This window comes from Asanoa hainanensis (genome assembly GCF_900188485.1).
Classification (GTDB): Bacteria; Actinomycetota; Actinomycetes; order Mycobacteriales; family Micromonosporaceae; genus Asanoa; species Asanoa hainanensis.
In genome coordinates, this window is record NZ_FZPH01000004.1 from 44,729 (window position 1) to 61,223 (window position 16,495).

Annotated in this window: 17 protein-coding genes; 10 read left to right on the forward strand and 7 right to left on the reverse strand. The window is 72.5% G+C overall.

Features of this window, described 5'->3' with window-relative positions; translation table 11 throughout:
• Positions 1-38 precede the first annotated feature (38 nt).
• From CHC05_RS11255 to CHC05_RS11270, 4 genes are read left to right on the forward strand one after another with little or no spacing between them, the layout of a single operon-like run.
• Positions 39-692, forward strand: a complete 654-nt coding sequence (locus CHC05_RS11255) for a transporter (protein WP_245870778.1) — start codon at positions 39-41, stop codon at positions 690-692.
• Complete coding sequence (locus tag CHC05_RS11260; protein ID WP_089247653.1) at positions 689-1,006, forward strand: transcriptional regulator; 318 nt, start codon at positions 689-691, stop codon at positions 1,004-1,006. Before CHC05_RS11255 ends, CHC05_RS11260 begins: the two co-directional genes overlap by 4 nt.
• On the forward strand, positions 1,003-1,893 hold the full coding sequence (locus CHC05_RS11265) for an ABC transporter ATP-binding protein (protein WP_089247655.1): 891 nt from the start codon (positions 1,003-1,005) through the stop codon (positions 1,891-1,893). The genes CHC05_RS11260 and CHC05_RS11265 overlap by 4 nt, the downstream gene beginning before the upstream one ends.
• Before the next feature lie 34 nt (positions 1,894-1,927).
• Positions 1,928-2,668 (forward strand): ABC transporter permease, encoded by a 741-nt coding sequence (locus tag CHC05_RS11270; RefSeq protein ID WP_089247657.1) that lies wholly within the window; start codon positions 1,928-1,930, stop codon positions 2,666-2,668.
• 46 nt (positions 2,669-2,714) lie between these two features.
• Here CHC05_RS11270 and CHC05_RS11275 read toward each other — a convergent pair whose 3' ends face one another.
• The gene (locus CHC05_RS11275; protein ID WP_089247659.1) at positions 2,715-4,988 is read right to left on the reverse strand and encodes a HelD family protein; all 2,274 of its coding nucleotides are present in this window, start codon (positions 4,986-4,988) and stop codon (positions 2,715-2,717) included.
• 88 nt (positions 4,989-5,076) lie between these two features.
• Between CHC05_RS11275 and CHC05_RS11280 the strand changes: the two genes are divergently transcribed.
• From CHC05_RS11280 to CHC05_RS11290, 3 genes are all read left to right on the forward strand, one after another.
• The gene (locus CHC05_RS11280; RefSeq protein WP_089247661.1) at positions 5,077-6,228 is read left to right on the forward strand and encodes a winged helix DNA-binding domain-containing protein; all 1,152 of its coding nucleotides are present in this window, start codon (positions 5,077-5,079) and stop codon (positions 6,226-6,228) included.
• Positions 6,229-6,260: 32 nt separating this feature from the next.
• A complete protein-coding gene (hrpA, locus tag CHC05_RS11285; RefSeq protein ID WP_089247663.1) occupies positions 6,261-10,181 on the forward strand; it encodes an ATP-dependent RNA helicase HrpA in 3,921 nt (1,306 codons plus the stop codon).
• An 80-nt stretch (positions 10,182-10,261) separates the two neighbouring features.
• Positions 10,262-10,747: a universal stress protein gene (locus CHC05_RS11290; protein WP_089247665.1), complete on the forward strand. Its 486-nt coding sequence runs from the start codon at positions 10,262-10,264 to the stop codon at positions 10,745-10,747.
• Here CHC05_RS11290 and CHC05_RS43410 read toward each other — a convergent pair.
• The 3 genes from CHC05_RS43410 to CHC05_RS11300 form a co-directional block, all read right to left on the reverse strand.
• Positions 10,744-10,827, reverse strand: a complete 84-nt coding sequence (locus tag CHC05_RS43410; RefSeq protein ID WP_425426741.1) for a 50S ribosomal protein bL37 — start codon at positions 10,825-10,827, stop codon at positions 10,744-10,746. The genes CHC05_RS11290 and CHC05_RS43410 overlap by 4 nt on opposite strands.
• A complete protein-coding gene (locus CHC05_RS11295) occupies positions 10,805-11,041 on the reverse strand; it encodes a hypothetical protein (RefSeq protein WP_089247667.1) in 237 nt (78 codons plus the stop codon). Before CHC05_RS11295 ends, CHC05_RS43410 begins: the two co-directional genes overlap by 23 nt.
• Positions 11,042-11,166: 125 nt before the next feature.
• A complete protein-coding gene (locus CHC05_RS11300; RefSeq protein WP_089247669.1) occupies positions 11,167-11,955 on the reverse strand; it encodes an SDR family oxidoreductase in 789 nt (262 codons plus the stop codon).
• 79 nt (positions 11,956-12,034) lie between these two features.
• Between CHC05_RS11300 and sigJ the strand changes: the two genes are divergently transcribed.
• Both sigJ and CHC05_RS11310 read left to right on the forward strand, forming a co-directional pair.
• Positions 12,035-12,907, forward strand: coding sequence for an RNA polymerase sigma factor SigJ (sigJ, locus tag CHC05_RS11305; RefSeq protein WP_089247671.1), 873 nt, complete (start codon positions 12,035-12,037; stop codon positions 12,905-12,907).
• Positions 12,907-13,545 (forward strand): phosphotransferase, encoded by a 639-nt coding sequence (locus CHC05_RS11310; protein WP_089247673.1) that lies wholly within the window; start codon positions 12,907-12,909, stop codon positions 13,543-13,545. The genes sigJ and CHC05_RS11310 overlap by 1 nt, the downstream gene beginning before the upstream one ends.
• On the opposite strand, the gene CHC05_RS11315 is transcribed toward CHC05_RS11310, so the two are convergent.
• From CHC05_RS11315 to CHC05_RS11325, 3 genes are all read right to left on the reverse strand, one after another.
• A complete protein-coding gene (locus CHC05_RS11315; protein ID WP_245870779.1) occupies positions 13,542-14,246 on the reverse strand; it encodes a carbonic anhydrase in 705 nt (234 codons plus the stop codon). The genes CHC05_RS11310 and CHC05_RS11315 overlap by 4 nt on opposite strands.
• A 63-nt stretch (positions 14,247-14,309) precedes the next feature.
• Complete coding sequence (locus CHC05_RS11320) at positions 14,310-14,762, reverse strand: type II toxin-antitoxin system PemK/MazF family toxin (RefSeq protein WP_089247677.1); 453 nt, start codon at positions 14,760-14,762, stop codon at positions 14,310-14,312.
• 41 nt (positions 14,763-14,803) lie between these two features.
• Entirely contained in the window at positions 14,804-15,685 is an 882-nt protein-coding gene (locus CHC05_RS11325) for a LysR family transcriptional regulator (RefSeq protein ID WP_179266168.1), read from the reverse strand.
• Positions 15,686-15,757: 72 nt separating this feature from the next.
• Here CHC05_RS11325 and CHC05_RS11330 point away from each other — a divergent pair, with 72 nt between their 5' ends.
• Complete coding sequence (locus tag CHC05_RS11330) at positions 15,758-16,495, forward strand: succinate dehydrogenase cytochrome b subunit (RefSeq protein WP_089247681.1); 738 nt, start codon at positions 15,758-15,760, stop codon at positions 16,493-16,495.

Consider the following 16,495-nt stretch of genomic DNA (forward strand, 5'->3'; position numbering starts at 1 on the left):
TCTTCCCAAGCTCGACTTTGTGTTTTAAAGTTCTTTACGTGAGTGAGAGCTTTGTCGACAACGATCAGCCGCCCGGCGACCCCGCCGAGGCGCTCCGGATGATCGAGGAGCAGCGCGCGTCTGCGGTGCGCCAGATCTACGTCGACGACCGGTGGTGGTTCTGGCCCTGGGGTTTCGCCTGGCTGGTCGGCTTCGGGCTGATCTTCCTGCGGTTCGGCCCCGACGGGCGGGTCTTCGTCGACCTGCCCGACTGGCTGCCGACGGCGGTGCTGGTGGCCCTGATCGTGGCGGCCGGCGCGATCTCCGGCGTCACGGGTGCCCGGGCCTACGGCCACCTCGCCGGCGAGTCGGCGAAACGCGGCGCCTACTACGGCTGGGCCTGGATGATCACGTTCACCACCATGACGGTGATCCTGGTGCGGATCAGCGACCGGCTCCCCGACGACCTGCAGATCATGGTCTGGTCCGCCACCATGGTCGGCCTGACCGGCGCGCTGCACCTGGCCGGCGGGGCGATCTGGCTCAACCGCCAGCTCTTCACGCTCGGCGCCTGGATCTCGGTGGTCAACGTGGCGGGCGTCCTCGCCGGCCCGGGCTGGCAAGCCCTGATCATGTGCATCGCGGGCGGCGGCGGCATGCTCGCCTTCGGCCTGTTCGCCAGTCACTGGCACCGGCGCGGGCGCAGAGCATGAGTGATACGCCGCTGGACCCGGTCATTCATGCCCAGGCCCGGTTGCGGGTGGTGGCGGCACTGTCCACATTGGGCCCCGGCGACCAGATCGCCTTTCCGCGACTGCAAGAGATCCTCGGCATGACCGCCGGCAACCTCTCGGTGCACCTGCGCAAGCTCGAGGACGCCGACTACGTCGAGATCACCAAGACCCACCGCGGCCGCACCCCGGTCACCCTCGTCGCGCTGACCCACCGCGGCCGAGGGGCCTTCGAGGAATACACGGCATCCGTACGCGCCCTGCTGCAACCCCCGGACATCAAGGAGAAGACATGATCCTCGCCGAGGCGATCGAGGTCAGCCGGCGGTACGGCGACGTCACGGCCCTCGACCGCGTCTCACTCCAGGTCACCGAGGGCGAGCTCGTCGGCCTGCTCGGCCCCAACGGCGCCGGCAAGAGCACCCTGGCCAACCTGCTGACCGGGGTACGCCGCCCGGACGCGGGCCGGGTCACCCTCTGCGGCGGCGACCCCCGCGACCCGAGCACGCGCCGGACGCTCGGGGTGACGCCCCAGGAGACCGGCCTGCCGGCCACCCTGCGGGTCGGCGAGGTCGTCGACTTCGTCGGCGCCCACTACCCGAACCCGGTGCCCCGGGCGGAGCTGCTCGACCAGTTCGGCCTGGCCGACCTGGCCAAGCGGCAGACGGGTGGCCTGTCCGGCGGCCAGAAGCGGCGGCTGGCCATCGCGCTCGCGTTCGTCGGGCGACCCAGGATCGTGGTGCTCGACGAGCCGACCACCGGCCTCGACGTGCAGTCCCGGCGCGCCCTGTGGGACGCCATCAAGGCCTACCACGCCGCCGGTGGCACGGTGCTGCTGTCCAGCCACTACCTGGAGGAGATCGAGGCGCTCGCCGACCGGGTCGTGGTGCTCGGCCACGGCCGTGTGCTCGCCGACGACACGGTCGCCCACGTGCGCGGCATGGTCGGCGTCCGCCGGGTCAGCTTCGCGCACGACGGCGAGCCGCCGGCGCTGCCCGGCGTGGTCGCGATCGAGCAGCGCGAGGGCCGCACCCACCTGCTCACCCCGGACTCCGACGCGCTGGTCCGCGCGCTGGTCGCGTCCACGGTGGACTTCACGGACCTGGAGGTCGCCCCGACCTCGCTCGAAGAGGCCTTCCTCGCCATCACCGACAGCTCCGCCGCCGTCGCCCTCGCCGCCTGAGCACGCTTGAGAACGCTTGAGAACGGAGCACCCCTTGACGACGCTCACCCTCGTACACGCCAGATATCAGCTCCTGGAGACCATCCGGATCCCGATCGCCCTGATCGGCTCGGCGTTCTTCCCGGCCGCCTCGATGCTCTTCTTCGTCGTGCCGTTCGCCGGCGACGACCCGGTGGCCGCCACCTACGCCACCGCCTCGATGGTCACGTTCTCCATCATGGTGAGCAGCCTGTTCACCTACGGCGTCGGCGTCGCCGACGACCGGTCCCAGCCGTGGGACGGCTACATGCGGACGCTGGCCGCCGGAGCGGCACCCCGGTTCGCCGGGCGGATCCTGGCCGGCATGGCGATGTCGCTGGTCTCGCTGGTGCCCGTCGTGCTGATCGGCGCGCTGTTCACCGAGGCGACCACCACCGCGCTGGGCTTCCTGCTGGGGATCGCGACGGTGTTCGTCGGCGCGCTGCCGTTCACCCTGATGGGGCTGGCCATCGGCTACGCGCTCCCCCTCAAGGCCGCCCTGGTGGTCTGCCAGGTCATCTTCTTCCCCCTGGCCTTCGGCGGCGGCCTGATGTCGGCGCCCGACCAGGCGCCCGGCTTCATCCAGACGATCGCGCCCTACCTGCCCACCCGGGGCGCGGTCGAGCTGATGTGGGCGGCGGTCGGCGACTACTCGCCGCACGCCACCTCCCTCGTCGCGTTCGCGGCCTGGACGGTGGCGGCGGGCGCCGTCGCGGTCTGGGCCTACCGCCGAGACGAAGGCCGCCGCTTCCGCTGAACCAGGAGCTGACCGGGGGTCACGGGGCCCCCGGTCAGCCCCAGCGTCATTTCAGGACCGTCAACCGCTGCGTCGCGCGGGTCAACGCCACATAGAGGTCGTTGACCCCGCGCGGCGACTCCGTCTCGATGCCGTCCGGGTCCGCGACCACCACCGCGTCGAACTCCAGCCCCTTGGACTGGCGCGCGCTGAGCACCGCGACCGGACTCTCCAGGTCGGGCTCGTCACCGACCGCCACGGCGAGCGAAGGCAGCGCGGCCCGCACCTCGTCGGCCAGCCCGGCAACCCGGGCGGCGGGTGCGATGACCGCCAGCCGGCCACCGCCGAGCATCGCGGCCTCGCCTGAAAGCACCGACGCCAGGTCGTCGAGCGAGCCCTGCACCGGCTGCTGGCCGGTCGACCGCACCGAGCGCGGCGGCGTCGCCGCAGGGTCGATCCGGGCCAGCACCTCGCCGGCCAGCGCCATCACCTCGGCCGGCGTGCGGTAGTTGACGCTCAGCTCGGCCAGCTTCCAGCGGTCGGTCACGTACGGGTCGAACACCTCCGACCAGGACGCCGCGCCGGCCGGGTCGCCGGTCTGCGCGATGTCACCGACCACGGTCATCGACCGGCTCGGCGAGCGGCGCATCAGCACCCGCCAGGCCATCGGCGACAGCTCCTGCGCCTCGTCGACGATGACGTGCCCGAACGCCCACTTCCGGTCGCGGGCGGCCCGCTCGGCGACGCTCAGGTATTCGCCGTCCTCCTGCCGCTCCGCCAGCCGCGAGGCGTCCAGCAGGTCGGTGACCAGCAGCAGCTCGGGGTCGTCCTCGTCCTCGACGTCGATCGACGCCGACCCGCGGGCGATCTCGAGCGCGCCCTCCGCGTAGGAGAGCTCCGAACGGCGTACCCGCTCGGCCATGGTCTTCGCCGCGGCCTCGAGCTCGGGCAGCGGGCCGAGCTGCTCGGCGGCCTCGTCCAGCAGCGGCGCGTCCGCGGGTGTCCACGGCGAGCCGGCCGGCCGGACCAGGGCCGCCGTCTCGGCCAGGGTCAGCGACTCGCCCCGGGCGGCCGCCAGCCGCTCCGGCGAGGAGAACAGGTCGCGCAGCAGGCGCTGCGGGGTCAGCCGGGGCCAGAGGGTGTCCAGCGCCGCCCGCACACCGTCGTCGGCGGCCAGCTCCGCGCGGATGTCGGCCAGGTCGGCGGCACCCATGAGCTGCGGGTCGCCGGGCGCGTCATCCCCGCCGAGCGGGTCGTCGGCGTACGGGTCGGTGCCGATGATCGCGGCGGCCTGCTCGACCAGCCCGTCGATCAGCGCCTCCTGGAAGACGTCGCGGGCCTGGTTGTGCACCTTGCCCGAGCGCCGGGCGCGGTCGCGCGCGGTCGCGGCCAGCTCCCGGTCGATGGTCAGCGGCTCCCGGTCGAGCTCGACGGCGATCGGCTCGGTGGGCAGCTCCTGGCGGTCGGCGATCGCCGCCGCGAGCACGTCGACCATGCCCAGACGGCCCTTGACGGCGGCCACCCGCTCCGGCTCCTCGCCGCGGGCGGTCACGCCCGGGAAGAGGTCGCCGAGCGTCCACAGCAGCACGCCGGTCTCGGCCAGCGAGGGCAGCACGTGGGAGATGTAGCGCAGGAACGTCGGGTTGGGGCCGACCACCAGCACCGCCCGCGTGGAGAGCTCGCGCCGGTGGGTGTAGAGCAGGTAGGCCGCCCGGTGCAGCGCCACCGCGGTCTTGCCCGTGCCCGGTCCGCCCTGCACGACCAGCACGCCGCCGAGGTCGGCGCGGATGATCCGGTCCTGCTCGGCCTGGATGGTCTCGACGATGTCGCGCATCCGGCCGGTGCGGTTGGCGTCGACGGCGGAGAGCAGCGCCGCCTCGCCGGCCAGCCCCTCCCGGGTCGCCGAACCGGCCGCGGCCGCCAGGTCGAGCACCTCGTCGTCGAGGGCCACGACCGTGCGCCCCTTGGAGCGGATGTGCCGGCGGCGCCGGATGCCCAGCGGGTCGGCGGCGGTGGCGAGATAGAACGGCCGCGAGGCGGGTGCGCGCCAGTCGAGCAGCAGCGGCTCGTAGTCGCCCTCCTCGTCGAAGATGCCGATCCGGCCGATGTAGAGCGGCGCGCCGGACTCGGGGTCGAGGCGGCCGAAGCACAGCCCACTCTCCACGGCGGAGAGCTGGGCGAGCTGCTCGGTGTACATGCCGACCGACGACTCGCGCTGCGACCGCGCCTGCGGTGTGCCCCCGGTCGAGGACAGGGCTCCGGACAGCCGGGTCTCGGCCAGCGCCCGCATCCCGTCGAGCCGGTCGTAAAGCGACGTGACGTGTTTTTGTTCAGCTTCCATCTCGGCAGGTGAGTCTGTGGGATCGAGGACGCGACTAGGATCAACGCGCTCAGACAACGACGTTCCTTCCGGAAGCGAACCGGGAACTATGCGAACTCCCCAAGATACCGCGACCGCGGCCGGGCTGAACCGTGCGCTGCTCGCCCGCCAGGGCCTCCTGGACAGGCACCAGGGCGGCGACCGGGCCCTGGTGTCGGCTATCGAACAGATCGGCGCCCTCCAGGCCCAGCAGTGGTCTTCGCCACCGGTCGGGCTCTGGAGCCGCCTGGACGGCTTCACCGCCGACCAGCTCTGGGCCGCCATGGACGCAGGCGACGTCGTCACCGGCATCCTCATGCGTCGCACCCTGCACCTGGTCAGCGCGGCCGAGCACCCGATGTGGGCCCGGATCGCGGCCGAGACCGGGGTCGGCGGCTGGCTGCTGCGCGGCGTCGAGACCCCGGAGCGGGCCGACGACATGCTGAAGGCCACCATCGCGTACGCGAAGCAGGCCCGCACCGGCGACGAGCTCACCGATTTCGCGGAGCAGTGGGTCGCCAAGCACCCCGAGGCGCTGCCGGCCAAGGCGGTCGAGGCCCAGCGGGAATACAAGTGGCGGCCGTTCCGGGCCCAGCCGGCGTTTGTGAAGGTGCCCGCCAACGGCTCCTGGGGCGCCAAGACGCCGGCCTGCTACCACGCCGGCCCGCCGACCCCACGCGGCCTGACCAGCGAAAAGGCCTGGGACACGGCGGTCACCCGGCACCTGGGCGCGTTCGGGCCGGCCGGCGCCGACGACATCGCGTACTGGCTGGGCTCGACGGCCGGTCCGGTCAAGGCGGCGATCGAGCGGCTCGACCTGGTCACCCTGGGCGAGGAGGGCGGCCGGCGGGTGCTCTACGACCTGCCCGACGCGCCGCGGCCGGCCGCCGACACCCCCGCGCCGCCCCGCTTCCTGCCGGCGTTCGACAACGCGCTGCTGGCGTTCGCCGCCAACCGCCGGACCCGGATCCTGCCCGACGAGCACAAGGAACGGGTCTATCTCAAGCGGAACCTGCGCTGGTTGCCCACGCTGCTGGTGGACGGCCTGGTCGCGGGCGTCTGGTCGGCCGAGACCAAGCGCGGCGTGGTGACGCTCACGGTGACCGCGTTCGGCAAGCTGGCCAAGACGGCGACCGCCGAGGTCGAGGCCGAGGGTGAGGCGCTGGCCCGGCTCGTCGAGCCGGCCGCCAAAGATCACGTCGTGCGGATAACCGCGAGCTGATCCGGACCCGCCCGCCTATTCTTGGGCGCGAGATGAACGCGCCCAACCCGTCGTTGCAGACCCGCCTGTCGACCCTGACCCTGCGCGACGCGCATCGGCTGGGCCGGCGGTTGGAAGGCACCCGCAAGATCCGCGACGCCGCCAAGAAGGCCTCCGCCGTCGCCGCCATCGAGGCCGACGTGGTGGCCGCCGAAGCCCGGGTCGCGGCCCGCCAGGCCAGCGTCCCCGTGATCCGCTATCCGGCCGAGTTGCCCGTCAGCGAGCGGCGCGACGACATCGCCGCCGCGATCCGCGACCACCAGGTGGTGATCGTCGCCGGCGAGACCGGGTCCGGCAAGACCACCCAGATCCCCAAGATCTGTCTCGAGCTGGGTCGCGGCGTACGCGGGCAGATCGGCCACACGCAGCCCCGCCGGCTGGCCGCCCGCACCGTCGCCGACCGGATCGCCGAGGAGCTGGGCACGCCGCTGGGCAGCACCGTCGGCTACAAGGTCCGGTTCACCGACCGGGGTGGCGACGACACCCTGATCAAGCTGATGACCGACGGCATCCTGCTGGCCGAGCTGCAGAACGACCGCGACCTCCTGCGGTACGACACGCTGGTGATCGACGAGGCCCACGAGCGCAGCCTCAACATCGACTTCATCCTCGGCTACCTGGCGCAGCTCCTGCCCCGCCGGCCGGACCTCAAGGTCGTCATCACCTCGGCGACCATCGAGACGGAGCGGTTCGCCCAGCACTTCCGCCAGCCTGATGGTGAGCCGGCGCCGGTGGTCGAGGTGTCGGGTCGGACGTACCCGGTCGAGTTGCGTTATCGGCCTTTGGTCCTGGAGGAGGACGTCGAGGACGACGACGAGGAAGAGGTCGCCGGCGCTGTCGTGCGTGACCCGATCACGGCGATCGGCGACGCGGTCACCGAGCTCGCGGCCGAGGGCCCCGGTGACATCCTGGTGTTCCTCAGCGGCGAGCGGGAGATCCGCGACGCCGCCGACTCGCTGGGCCGGCTCGACCTGCCCCACCTGGAGATCCTTCCCTTGTACGCGCGGCTGTCCACGGCCGAGCAGCACCGGGTGTTCCAGCCGCACACCGGGCGCCGGGTCGTGCTGGCCACCAACGTCGCCGAGACCTCGCTGACCGTGCCCGGCGTCAAATACGTCGTGGACCCGGGCACCGCGCGGATCTCCCGCTACAGCCACCGGCTCAAGGTGCAGCGGCTGCCGATCGAGCGGGTATCCCAGGCGTCGGCCAACCAGCGCAAGGGCCGCAGCGGCCGCACCTCGCCGGGCATCTGCATCCGGCTCTACGACGAGCAGGACTTCCTGTCGCGGCCGGAATACACCGAGCCCGAGATCCTGCGTACCAACCTGGCCTCGGTCATTCTCCAGATGACCGCGATCGGCCTCGGCGACGTCGCGAAGTTCCCGTTCATCGACCCGCCGGACCGGCGCAACATCACCGACGGCGTCAACCTGTTGCAGGAGCTGGGCGCGCTCGACGAGGCGAAACGGCTGACCGAGGCCGGCCGCCGGCTGGCCCAGCTGCCCGTCGACCCGCGACTAGGCCGGATGGTGCTGGAGGCCGACCGCAACGGCTGCCTCGACGAGGTGAGCGTGGTCACGGCCGCACTGTCCATCCAGGACCCGCGCGAGCGCCCGGTCGAGCACCGCACCCACGCCGACCAGCTGCACGCGCGATTCACCGACCCGGACTCGGACTTCGTCACCTACCTCAACCTGTGGACGTACCTGCGGGAGAAGCAGCGGGAGCTGTCGTCCAGCGCGTTCCGCCGGCTGTGCCGGTCCGAATACCTCAACTACCTTCGGGTACGCGAGTGGCAGGACATCAACGCCCAGCTCCGCCAGGTGACCAAGTCGCTGGGCCTCGTGCCGTCGTCGTCGACGGACCCGGCCCGGCTGCACCAGTCGCTGCTGGCCGGCCTGCTCTCCCAGATCGGGCTGCGGGAGGGCGAGAAACGCGAATACCTGGGTGCCCGCAACGCCAGGTTCGCCATCTTCCCCGGCTCTTCGCTGGCCAAGAAGCCGCCGCGGTTCGTGATGTCCGCCGAGCTGGTCGAGACGTCCCGGCTGTGGGCGCGGGTCAACGCCCGGATCGAGCCCGAGTGGGTCGAGCCGCTGGCCGGCCATCTCGTCAAGCGCAGCTACAGCGAACCGCACTGGGAGAAGAAGCAGGCCTCGGTGGTCGCGGTCGAGCGGGTCACCCTCTACGGCGTGCCGATCGTGGTCGGGCGCCGGGTCCAGTACGGGCGGATCGACCCGGTCCTGTCCCGGGAGCTGTTCATCCGCAACGCCCTCGTCGAGGGCGACTGGCAGAACAACCACCACTTCTTCCGTGACAACGCGGCGCTGCTGGAGTCGGTGGCCGCGCTCGAGGACCGGGTGCGCCGGCGCGACATCCTGGTCGACGAGGACACCCTGTACTCCTTCTACGACCAGCGGATCCCGGCCGACGTCGTGTCCGGGCGGCATTTCGACACGTGGTGGAAGAAGGCCCGGCACACCGATCCGCGCCTGCTGACGTTCACCCGCGAGTTCCTGGTCAACGCCGGCCGCGGCGACGTCAGCCCCGAGGCCTATCCCGACGTGTGGCGGTCCGAGTCGGCACCACTGCCGCTGTCGTACGAGTTCGCCCCCGGGACCACCTCGGACGGTGTCACGGTCGACGTGCCGCTGCCGATGCTCGGCCAGGTGACGCCCGAGGATTTCGACTGGCAGGTGCCGGGGCTGCGGGAAGACCTGGTGGTCGCGCTGCTCCGCTCGCTACCGAAGGCGATCCGCACCAACTTCGTGCCCGCGCCCGACTTCGCCCGGGCGGTGCTGACCCGGATCGCGCCGGCACCGGGGCTGTCGCTGGTCGAGGCCGTGACCCGGGAACTGCGCCGGATGACGGGCGCGACGGTGCCGCACGACGCCTGGGACCTGTCGCGGGTGCCCGACCACCTGCGGCTCACCTACCGGGTGGTCGACGGCGACCGCGAAGTTGCCCGAGGCAAGGACCTGGCGGCGTTGCAGGCGCAGCTCAAGGCCGAGGTGCGCGCGACGGTGACCGCCGCGGCGCCGGGGATCGCCCGCACCGGGCTGACCGCCTGGGACTTCGGCCCGCTGCCGCGCACCCTGGAGCAGGACCGGGCCGGCTTCCGGGTCACGGCGTACCCGGCGCTGGTCGACGAGGGCGCGACCGTCGGGGTCGAGGTCTTCGACAGCGCCGGTGAGCAGGCGGCCGCGATGATCGCCGGCACCCGGCGCCTGCTGCTGCTCTCGCTGCCCAACCCCGCGACCTTTCTCCAGGGGCGGCTGACCAACCAGCAGAAGTTGGCGCTGTCCCGCAACCCGCACCGCAACGTCACCGACCTGCTGCGCGACTGTGCCGGCGCGGCCGTGGACCGGCTGGTCGAGCAGGCCAGCGGCCCGGCCTGGGATCCCGCGGGCTTCGCCGCCCTGCGCGACGCGGTCCGGGGCGACCTGGTCGACACGGTGGAAGCGGTGGTCAGCCGGGTCGAACGCGCGCTGGCCGCACAGCACGCCGTGGACCAGCGGATCTCCCGGATGTCGGCGCTGGACGCGCTGTCGACGCTGACCGACGTGAAGGCCCAGGTCGCCGGGCTGATCTATCCCGGCTTCGTGACCGCGACCGGCTGGACCCACCTCGGCGACCTGCCCCGCTATCTGGCGGCCATCGAACGGCGGCTGGACCGGCTGGGCCAGGACGTCGCCCGTGACCGCAACGGCCAGGCCCGGATCGCCCAGGTGCGCAAGGAGTACGACGCCATGCTGGCCGCGTTGTCGCCGAGCCGCCGCCGCGCCGAGGCGGTCACCGAGATCCGCTGGATGATCGAGGAGCTGCGGGTCAACGTGTTCGCGCAGGCCCTCGGCACGCCGTACCCGGTGTCGGAGCAGCGCATCTACAAGGCGATGGACGCCGCCGAAGCGGCGTGAGCCGTCAGGATTTCCTCCGTCCGCGTAAAGATCGTGGCAAGACGGTCGACGCGGGCGGCCGCCAGGTCCATGCTTGGCCGATGCGATCTCGGATCGTGGTCGGCGTCAGCCCTTCGCTGGCCGGCCTGCAGGCGCTGCGCTACGCGGTGAAGGTGGCCCGCGAGCGCGGCGGCACCGTCGACGCGGTGCGGGTGTGGCTGTTCCGGCCGCTCTGGCGCGACACCACGGCGACGTTCGAACGCCGGGTGCATCTCGCCGAGGCGGAGCTGCTGATCCCGCACGCGTTCGACGCCGCGATGGGCGGCCCACCGACCGGCGTCAAGATCGAGCCGGTGGTGCTGGAGGGCCTGACGGTCCAGAGCCTGGTCGAGCACGCCGGTGACGACGCGGACCTGCTGGTGGTCGGCGGCGACCGGCGCGGCTCACACCTCCTGGGCAGCGGGCCGGTCACCCGCTACAGCGTCCGCCACGCCCGCTGCCCGATCGTCGTCGTGCCACCCCCGGCCCTGGCCCAGCGCCAACCGGTCGACGCTCTCCTGCGCGAACTGGACCGGGAGATCCGCTAACCGCGGCCGGCGTTGGGCCGCTTGCCGTGGTTGGCCTTGCGGCGGCGACGCTGGCGCTTACGGCTGGAACGGTGAGACATCGAACCTCCGGGTCTGTGCTTTCACCACCGCCTCCAGACACGCGGTGGCGAGCTGGTCGGCGGTGAGGTCATACATGGCGTGTGGACTGACGTAGAGCGCGTGCAGCCGGCCACCCGGCAACACGGTGGCCTGCACGTAGCCGGCGCCGTCGGTCGCGGTAGCGGAAGCCGGGCCGTCCGGCGGGTCGACAGCCGGGAAGCCGGGTTCGAACATGGTGCCCGTCCAGGATGGTAGGACCGCCAGTATGTCCATGATGGACGCAGCAGGCGGCGGATCACCAACCATTACAAGGGTTTCCGGCCACCGCCGTCCAGCGTCTTGACGAAACCCCTACGACGCTAGAGCGCGAGGCGCGCGGTGAGGAAGTCCTCCCACGTGAGGTGGCCGACCGCGTGCTCGGGAGTCAGGTTCGCTCCGGCGCGGAAGGCCCGGGCCGCACCGCCCGGCGCGGGCACCGAGAGGATCGGCCGGCGGCGGCCCGTCGCCCGCAGGTACGAGCGCGCCAGGTCCGCGAACGGGTAGATCCGCGGGCCGCCGAGGTCCGCCACGAGGCCCTGTGGCTCGCCGAGCGCGAGCTCGACCAGCCGGGCGGCCACCTCGTCGGCGGCGATCGGTTGCAGCTTCGTGCCGCCCGGTGCGAACACCACCGGCAGTTTCGCCATCGCCGCGACGGCCTGGAACGCGAGCTCGTGGAACTGGGTGGCGCGCAGCGTCGTCCAGGGAACGCCGGAGCTCGCCACGATCTCCTCGGCCGCGCGCTTCGCCGCGACGTAGCCGAACATCGCGCGGTCGACGCCGCTCGTCACCGGCGTGCGGTCGGCGCCGACGACGGAGATGTAGACCACGTGCCGCACGCCGGCCCGGGCCGCCGCGGCCATCAGGTGACGGGCCTTGACGTCGTCGCCCTTCTGGCTGCCGGCGCAGTGCACGACGGTGTGCACGCCCTCGACCGCGGCCGCGGCACCGGCGCCCGTCTCCAGGTCACCGGCCACGTAGGTGACCCCGTCGGCGGCCGGCTTCGGGTGCCGGGTCAACACCCGCACCTCGGCGCCCCGCGAGCGCAACCGGGCGACGACATACCGCCCGAGGGTCCCGGTGCCGCCGGTGACCAGAATCGGAGTGTTCACGAGTTTCCTCCCGCTGTGTGGGCATTGGTAGCTTCGCAGTTCTACCGGTATGACACGCGGTGGCGAGAGGATGTGACCGGTGGACGAAAACGAGTTGGCCCGGCGCTTCGAGGAGCACCGCGGCCATCTGCGCGCGGTGGCGTACCGGATGCTCGGCTCGTTCGACGAGGCCGACGACGCGGTGCAGGAGGCCTGGCTGCGGCTCGCCCGCACCGACGCGGCCGAGGTGACCAACCTCGGCGGCTGGCTGACCACCGTCGTCGGCCGGATCTGCCTCAACCTACTGCGGTCCCGCTCGACGCGTCCACTCGAAACCCACGTGCCGGACCCGGTGGTGAGCCCCGCCGACGGGGTCGGCCCCGAGGACCAGGCGCTGCTCGCGGATGCCGTCGGTCTCGCCCTGCTGGTCGTGCTCGACACGCTGAACCCGGCCGAGCGGCTCGCCTTCGTGCTGCACGACCTGTTCGCCGTGGCCTTCGACGAGATCGCGCTGATCGTCGACCGGTCACCGGCGGCCACCCGGCAGCTCGCGAGCCGGGCCCGCCGCCGCGTCCAGGAGGCCGCTCCGGCGCCGGACACCGACCTGGCCCGCCAGCGCGCGGTGGTCGACGCGTTCTTCGCCGCCTCGCGGGCCGGCGACTTCGACGCCCTGCTCGCGGTGCTCGACCCGGAGGTGGTGCTGCGCGCCGACGGCGGCACGTCCCGGCCCGCGTTCTCCGCGATCATCCGTGGCGGCCACGAGGTGGCCGGCCAGGCCCGCACCGCGCGCCAGCTCGCACCGTTCGTCAAGCCCGCGCTGGTCAACGGCACGCCGGGCGCGGTCGTCGCACCGCGCGGCGAGGTCGTCTCGATCATGTCGTTCGTGGTCCGCGACGGGCGGATCACGCAGATCCACGTCCTCGGCGACCCGCACCGCTTGCGCGCGCTCGACCTCGCGGCTTGGGTGGGCTGATGGAGTTGATCGCTTCGGGCCGGGACTGCGACGTGTACGCGCTCGGCCCCGACCGGGTACTACGCCGGTCCCGGCACGGCCGCGCCGCCGCGCCGGAGGCCGAGCTGATGAGCCACCTCGCGGCGGCCGGCTATCCGGTGCCGCTGGTGTACGACGCCGACGGCGCCGACCTGGTCATGGAACGCCTCGAGGGCCGGACACTGCTCGCCGCGGCGATCGAGGGATCGGCGGGCCCGGAAACCGCCGCCGCGATCCTCGCCGACCTGCACCGGCGGCTGCACGCGCTGCCGGCCCGCACCAAGAACGACAACGGCGACCGGATCCTGCACCTCGACCTGCACCCGGACAACGTGATGCTGACCCCGCGCGGCCCGGTGCTGTTCGACTGGGCGAACGCGGCCGAGGGCCCACCGGACCGGGACGTCGCGATGACGCTCCTGATCATGGCGCAGGTGACGCTCTGGGAGCACGAGCCGACACTGGCGACGGTCGCCAAGGCGGGCTTCGCCGAGCTCCAGGCACAGCTGCCACGCCCGTCGGCCGCGGCGCTGGCCTGGGTGCTGGACCAGCGCCGGGCCAACCCGACGATGAGCGCCACGGAGCTGGCCCAACTGGACCAGGCCGCGGCCCTCGTCTAGAGGAGCGTGACCGCCGCGGTGTCGAGGTCGTAGCGGGCGCCGACCACGCGCAGCGTGCGGGCGGCGACCGCGTCGCGGACGATCGCGCTGCCGGCCAGCAGCCGCGCGACCTGGTAGCGGATGTTGGCCCGCACCCCGTTCTCGACGACGTCGCCGGGCTGGTGCAGCACCGGCTCGATCGCCGGCCGCAGGGCCTCGACGAGCGCACCGATCGAGCCGGGCGGCGTACCACCGCTCTCGATGGTCTCGACCGTCGCGGCCACCGCGCCGCAGCGCTCGTGACCCAGCACGACCAGCACCGGCGGGGCGAACTCCGCCACGGCGTACTCGATGCTGCCCGTCACGACCTCGTCGACGATGTTGCCGGCGACCCGGTTGTCGAAGATGTCGCCCAGGCCCTGGTCGAACAGGACCTCGGGCGACACCCGGGAGTCGGCGCAGCCCAGGACGATCGCGAACGGGTGCTGCCCGGCCGCGAGCCGGTGCACGTCGGCGACGCCCTGGTGCGGGTGGCGCGAGTGGCCGGACCGGAAGCGGGCGTTGCCGGCGAGCAGGCTGGCGAGGGCGGCGCCGGGCGTGGTCGGGGTCGAGGCGGCCGCCGGCGCGGCGGACCCGACCGTCAGGCCGGCGACACCGGCCACCCCGATGCCGGTCAGCACGCCACGACGGCTCAGCACATGCGAATGCGTGGATTCAGTCACGCCCGACCGTAACCCGCGAACACCTCTCGGAAGTGTCGCAGACACGCCAGTGTGGTGAAGCGCTTATCGCCAGCCGTAGTCGCTGCGCAGCCGGGTGGCGATCCGGTCGAACCGCGAACGGTCCAGGATGGACCCCTCGCGCCGGATGCCGCGCTCGTCGACGGTCAGCACGCGGTCGAGCCGCACCCAGCTCGGCCGGGACGAGCGGTCCCACGAACCGGCGCCGAGGGCGAGCCAGGTGCGTTCGCCGTCCCGCCGGTCGTTGCTGGAGAGCATGAGGCCGAGCATCGTGCGGCCACGGCGGCCGACCACCAGCACCGGCCGATCCTTGCCCTGGCGCGGGTCCTCCTCGTAGGGCACCCAGGTCCAGACGACCTCGCCGGGATCCGCGCGGCCGTCCAGCTCGGGCGAGTATTCGAGCATCCGGTCGGACCGCCGCCGCAGCGGAGCCGGCATGCGCCGCTGCCGGACCGAAGCGGTGGGCACCACCCGCGCCGGTGTGGGACGTCCGAGCATGCGGGCCGCTACATCGCGCCAAGGTTTCACGTTGGCTGATGTTAGCGGCCGACCTCGGCCAGCAGGACGTCGCGCAACGCCGACGCGGCGTGGGTCAGCGTGACGCCGCGCCGCTGCGCGACCGCGATGGTCCGGCGCAGCGGCGGCGCCAGCGGCACGGCCCACAGGCCCGGGCGGTTGGCCAGCACCATCTCGGGCACGACGGCCAGGCCGAGCCCGGCCTCGACGAACCCGAGCACCGCGTCGAGCTCGCCGCCCTCGACCGCGAAGGTCGGCTCGAAACCGGCCTGCCGGCACGCCGCGAGCACGTCGTCGCGCAGCGTGTAGCCGGGCCGGAACATCACCAGCGGCCGGTCGCGCAGGTCCTCGACGAGCATCGGCTGGGGCAGCGACGTGCCCACCGCGGTCGCGACGACGAGGTCCTCGTCCAGGATCGGCGCGGCTTCCAGCGCCGGGTCGATGCCGGTCTCCGGCAGCACCACCAGGGCCAGGTCGAGCTCGCCGTGCGAGAGCGCGTTGACCAGCTCCTGCGAGCCGCCCTCGGCCACCCGCAGCTCGATCTCGGGGTGGGCGGTGTGGAAGCGGCGCAGCACCCGCGGCGCCAGCGAGGTGCACAGGCTCGGTGTCGCACCGAGTCGGACCCGCCCGCGGGTGAGCCCGACCAGGTTGCGGACCTCGCGGTGGGCGGTCTCCGCGTCGGCGAGGATCCGTTGGGCCAGTGGCAGCAGGGTCTCGCCGGCCGGGGTCAGCTCGACCTCCGACGGCAGGCGGGTGAACAGCGGCGCTCCGAGCTCGGCTTCGAGGCTGTGAATCTGCTTACTGAGTGAGGGTTGCGCCACACCGACCGCGACGGCCGCCTGGGTGAAATGTCGTAGTTCCGCTACGGCCACGAAGGACCGGAGCTGCTCCAGACGCATTTCGATAGCTTACAGCTATCAGCACTGCTATCGCCATGCATTGGACGCATCAGAACAGCTCAACCTAGCGTCAAACGCATGGTGGCATCGGGTACGCGCGACCGCGCGGTGGTGGCGACGAAGGAATCCTCGGCGCCTCGGCGGAACGCGTCCTACCGCTCGACGGTAGGGATCAAAGTGGTCATGGCGGTGACCGGCCTCCTGTTCCTGACCTTCCTCGTGCTGCACATGGCCGGCAACCTGAAGATCTTCTTCGGCGCCGAGTCGTTCGACCACTACGCGCACTGGCTGCGCGACATCGGCGCACCCGCGCTCCCCCACGAATGGTTCCTCTGGATCCAGCGCGGCGTGCTGACCCTCGCGCTGGTCGGCCACGTCTGGGCAGCGGCGACCCTGGCTCTGCGGGCCAAGCGGGCGCGCCCGGTCGGCTACGCGCACCGCCCCAAGGTGCAGGGCAGCTATGCGGCCCGGACGATGCGCTGGGGCGGCGTGATCATCTTCCTGTTCCTGGTCTGGCACCTGCTCGACCTCACGGTCGGCGTCGTCAACCCGGTCGGCAACCCGGCGACCCCGTACGCCAACGTGGTGGCCGGTTTCGCGCCCAGCCGCTGGCCGGTGACCCTGTTCTACGCGCTGGCCGTGGTCGCCGTCGGCTTCCACGTGCGGCACGGTCTGTTCAGCGCGCTGCGCACCCTCGGCCAGCGCACCGCGAACGGCGAGCGGTGGGCCCGGGTGGCCGCCCTCGGCTTCGCGATCCTCCTCTGCGTCGGCTTCCTCGTGGTGCCGTTCGCCGTGCTCGTCGGATGGGTGGGCTAA

Bases quoted from the DNA above. Each gene is read 5' to 3' on its own strand.
- CHC05_RS11260 (WP_089247653.1), top strand. From the start codon at position 689: ATGAGTGATACGCCGCTGGACCCGGTCATTCATGCCCAGGCCCGGTTG.
- CHC05_RS11265 (WP_089247655.1), top strand. From the start codon at position 1,003: ATGATCCTCGCCGAGGCGATCGAGGTCAGCCGGCGGTACGGCGACGTC.
- CHC05_RS11275 (WP_089247659.1), bottom strand. From the start codon at position 4,988: ATGGAAGCTGAACAAAAACACGTCACGTCGCTTTACGACCGGCTCGAC.
- CHC05_RS11280 (WP_089247661.1), top strand. From the start codon at position 5,077: ATGCGAACTCCCCAAGATACCGCGACCGCGGCCGGGCTGAACCGTGCG.
- hrpA (WP_089247663.1), top strand. From the start codon at position 6,261: ATGAACGCGCCCAACCCGTCGTTGCAGACCCGCCTGTCGACCCTGACC.
- CHC05_RS11290 (WP_089247665.1), top strand. From the start codon at position 10,262: ATGCGATCTCGGATCGTGGTCGGCGTCAGCCCTTCGCTGGCCGGCCTG.
- CHC05_RS43410 (WP_425426741.1), bottom strand. From the start codon at position 10,827: ATGTCTCACCGTTCCAGCCGTAAGCGCCAGCGTCGCCGCCGCAAGGCC.
- CHC05_RS11295 (WP_089247667.1), bottom strand. From the start codon at position 11,041: ATGTTCGAACCCGGCTTCCCGGCTGTCGACCCGCCGGACGGCCCGGCT.
- CHC05_RS11310 (WP_089247673.1), top strand. From the start codon at position 12,907: ATGGAGTTGATCGCTTCGGGCCGGGACTGCGACGTGTACGCGCTCGGC.
- CHC05_RS11320 (WP_089247677.1), bottom strand. From the start codon at position 14,762: ATGCTCGGACGTCCCACACCGGCGCGGGTGGTGCCCACCGCTTCGGTC.
- CHC05_RS11330 (WP_089247681.1), top strand. From the start codon at position 15,758: ATGGTGGCATCGGGTACGCGCGACCGCGCGGTGGTGGCGACGAAGGAA.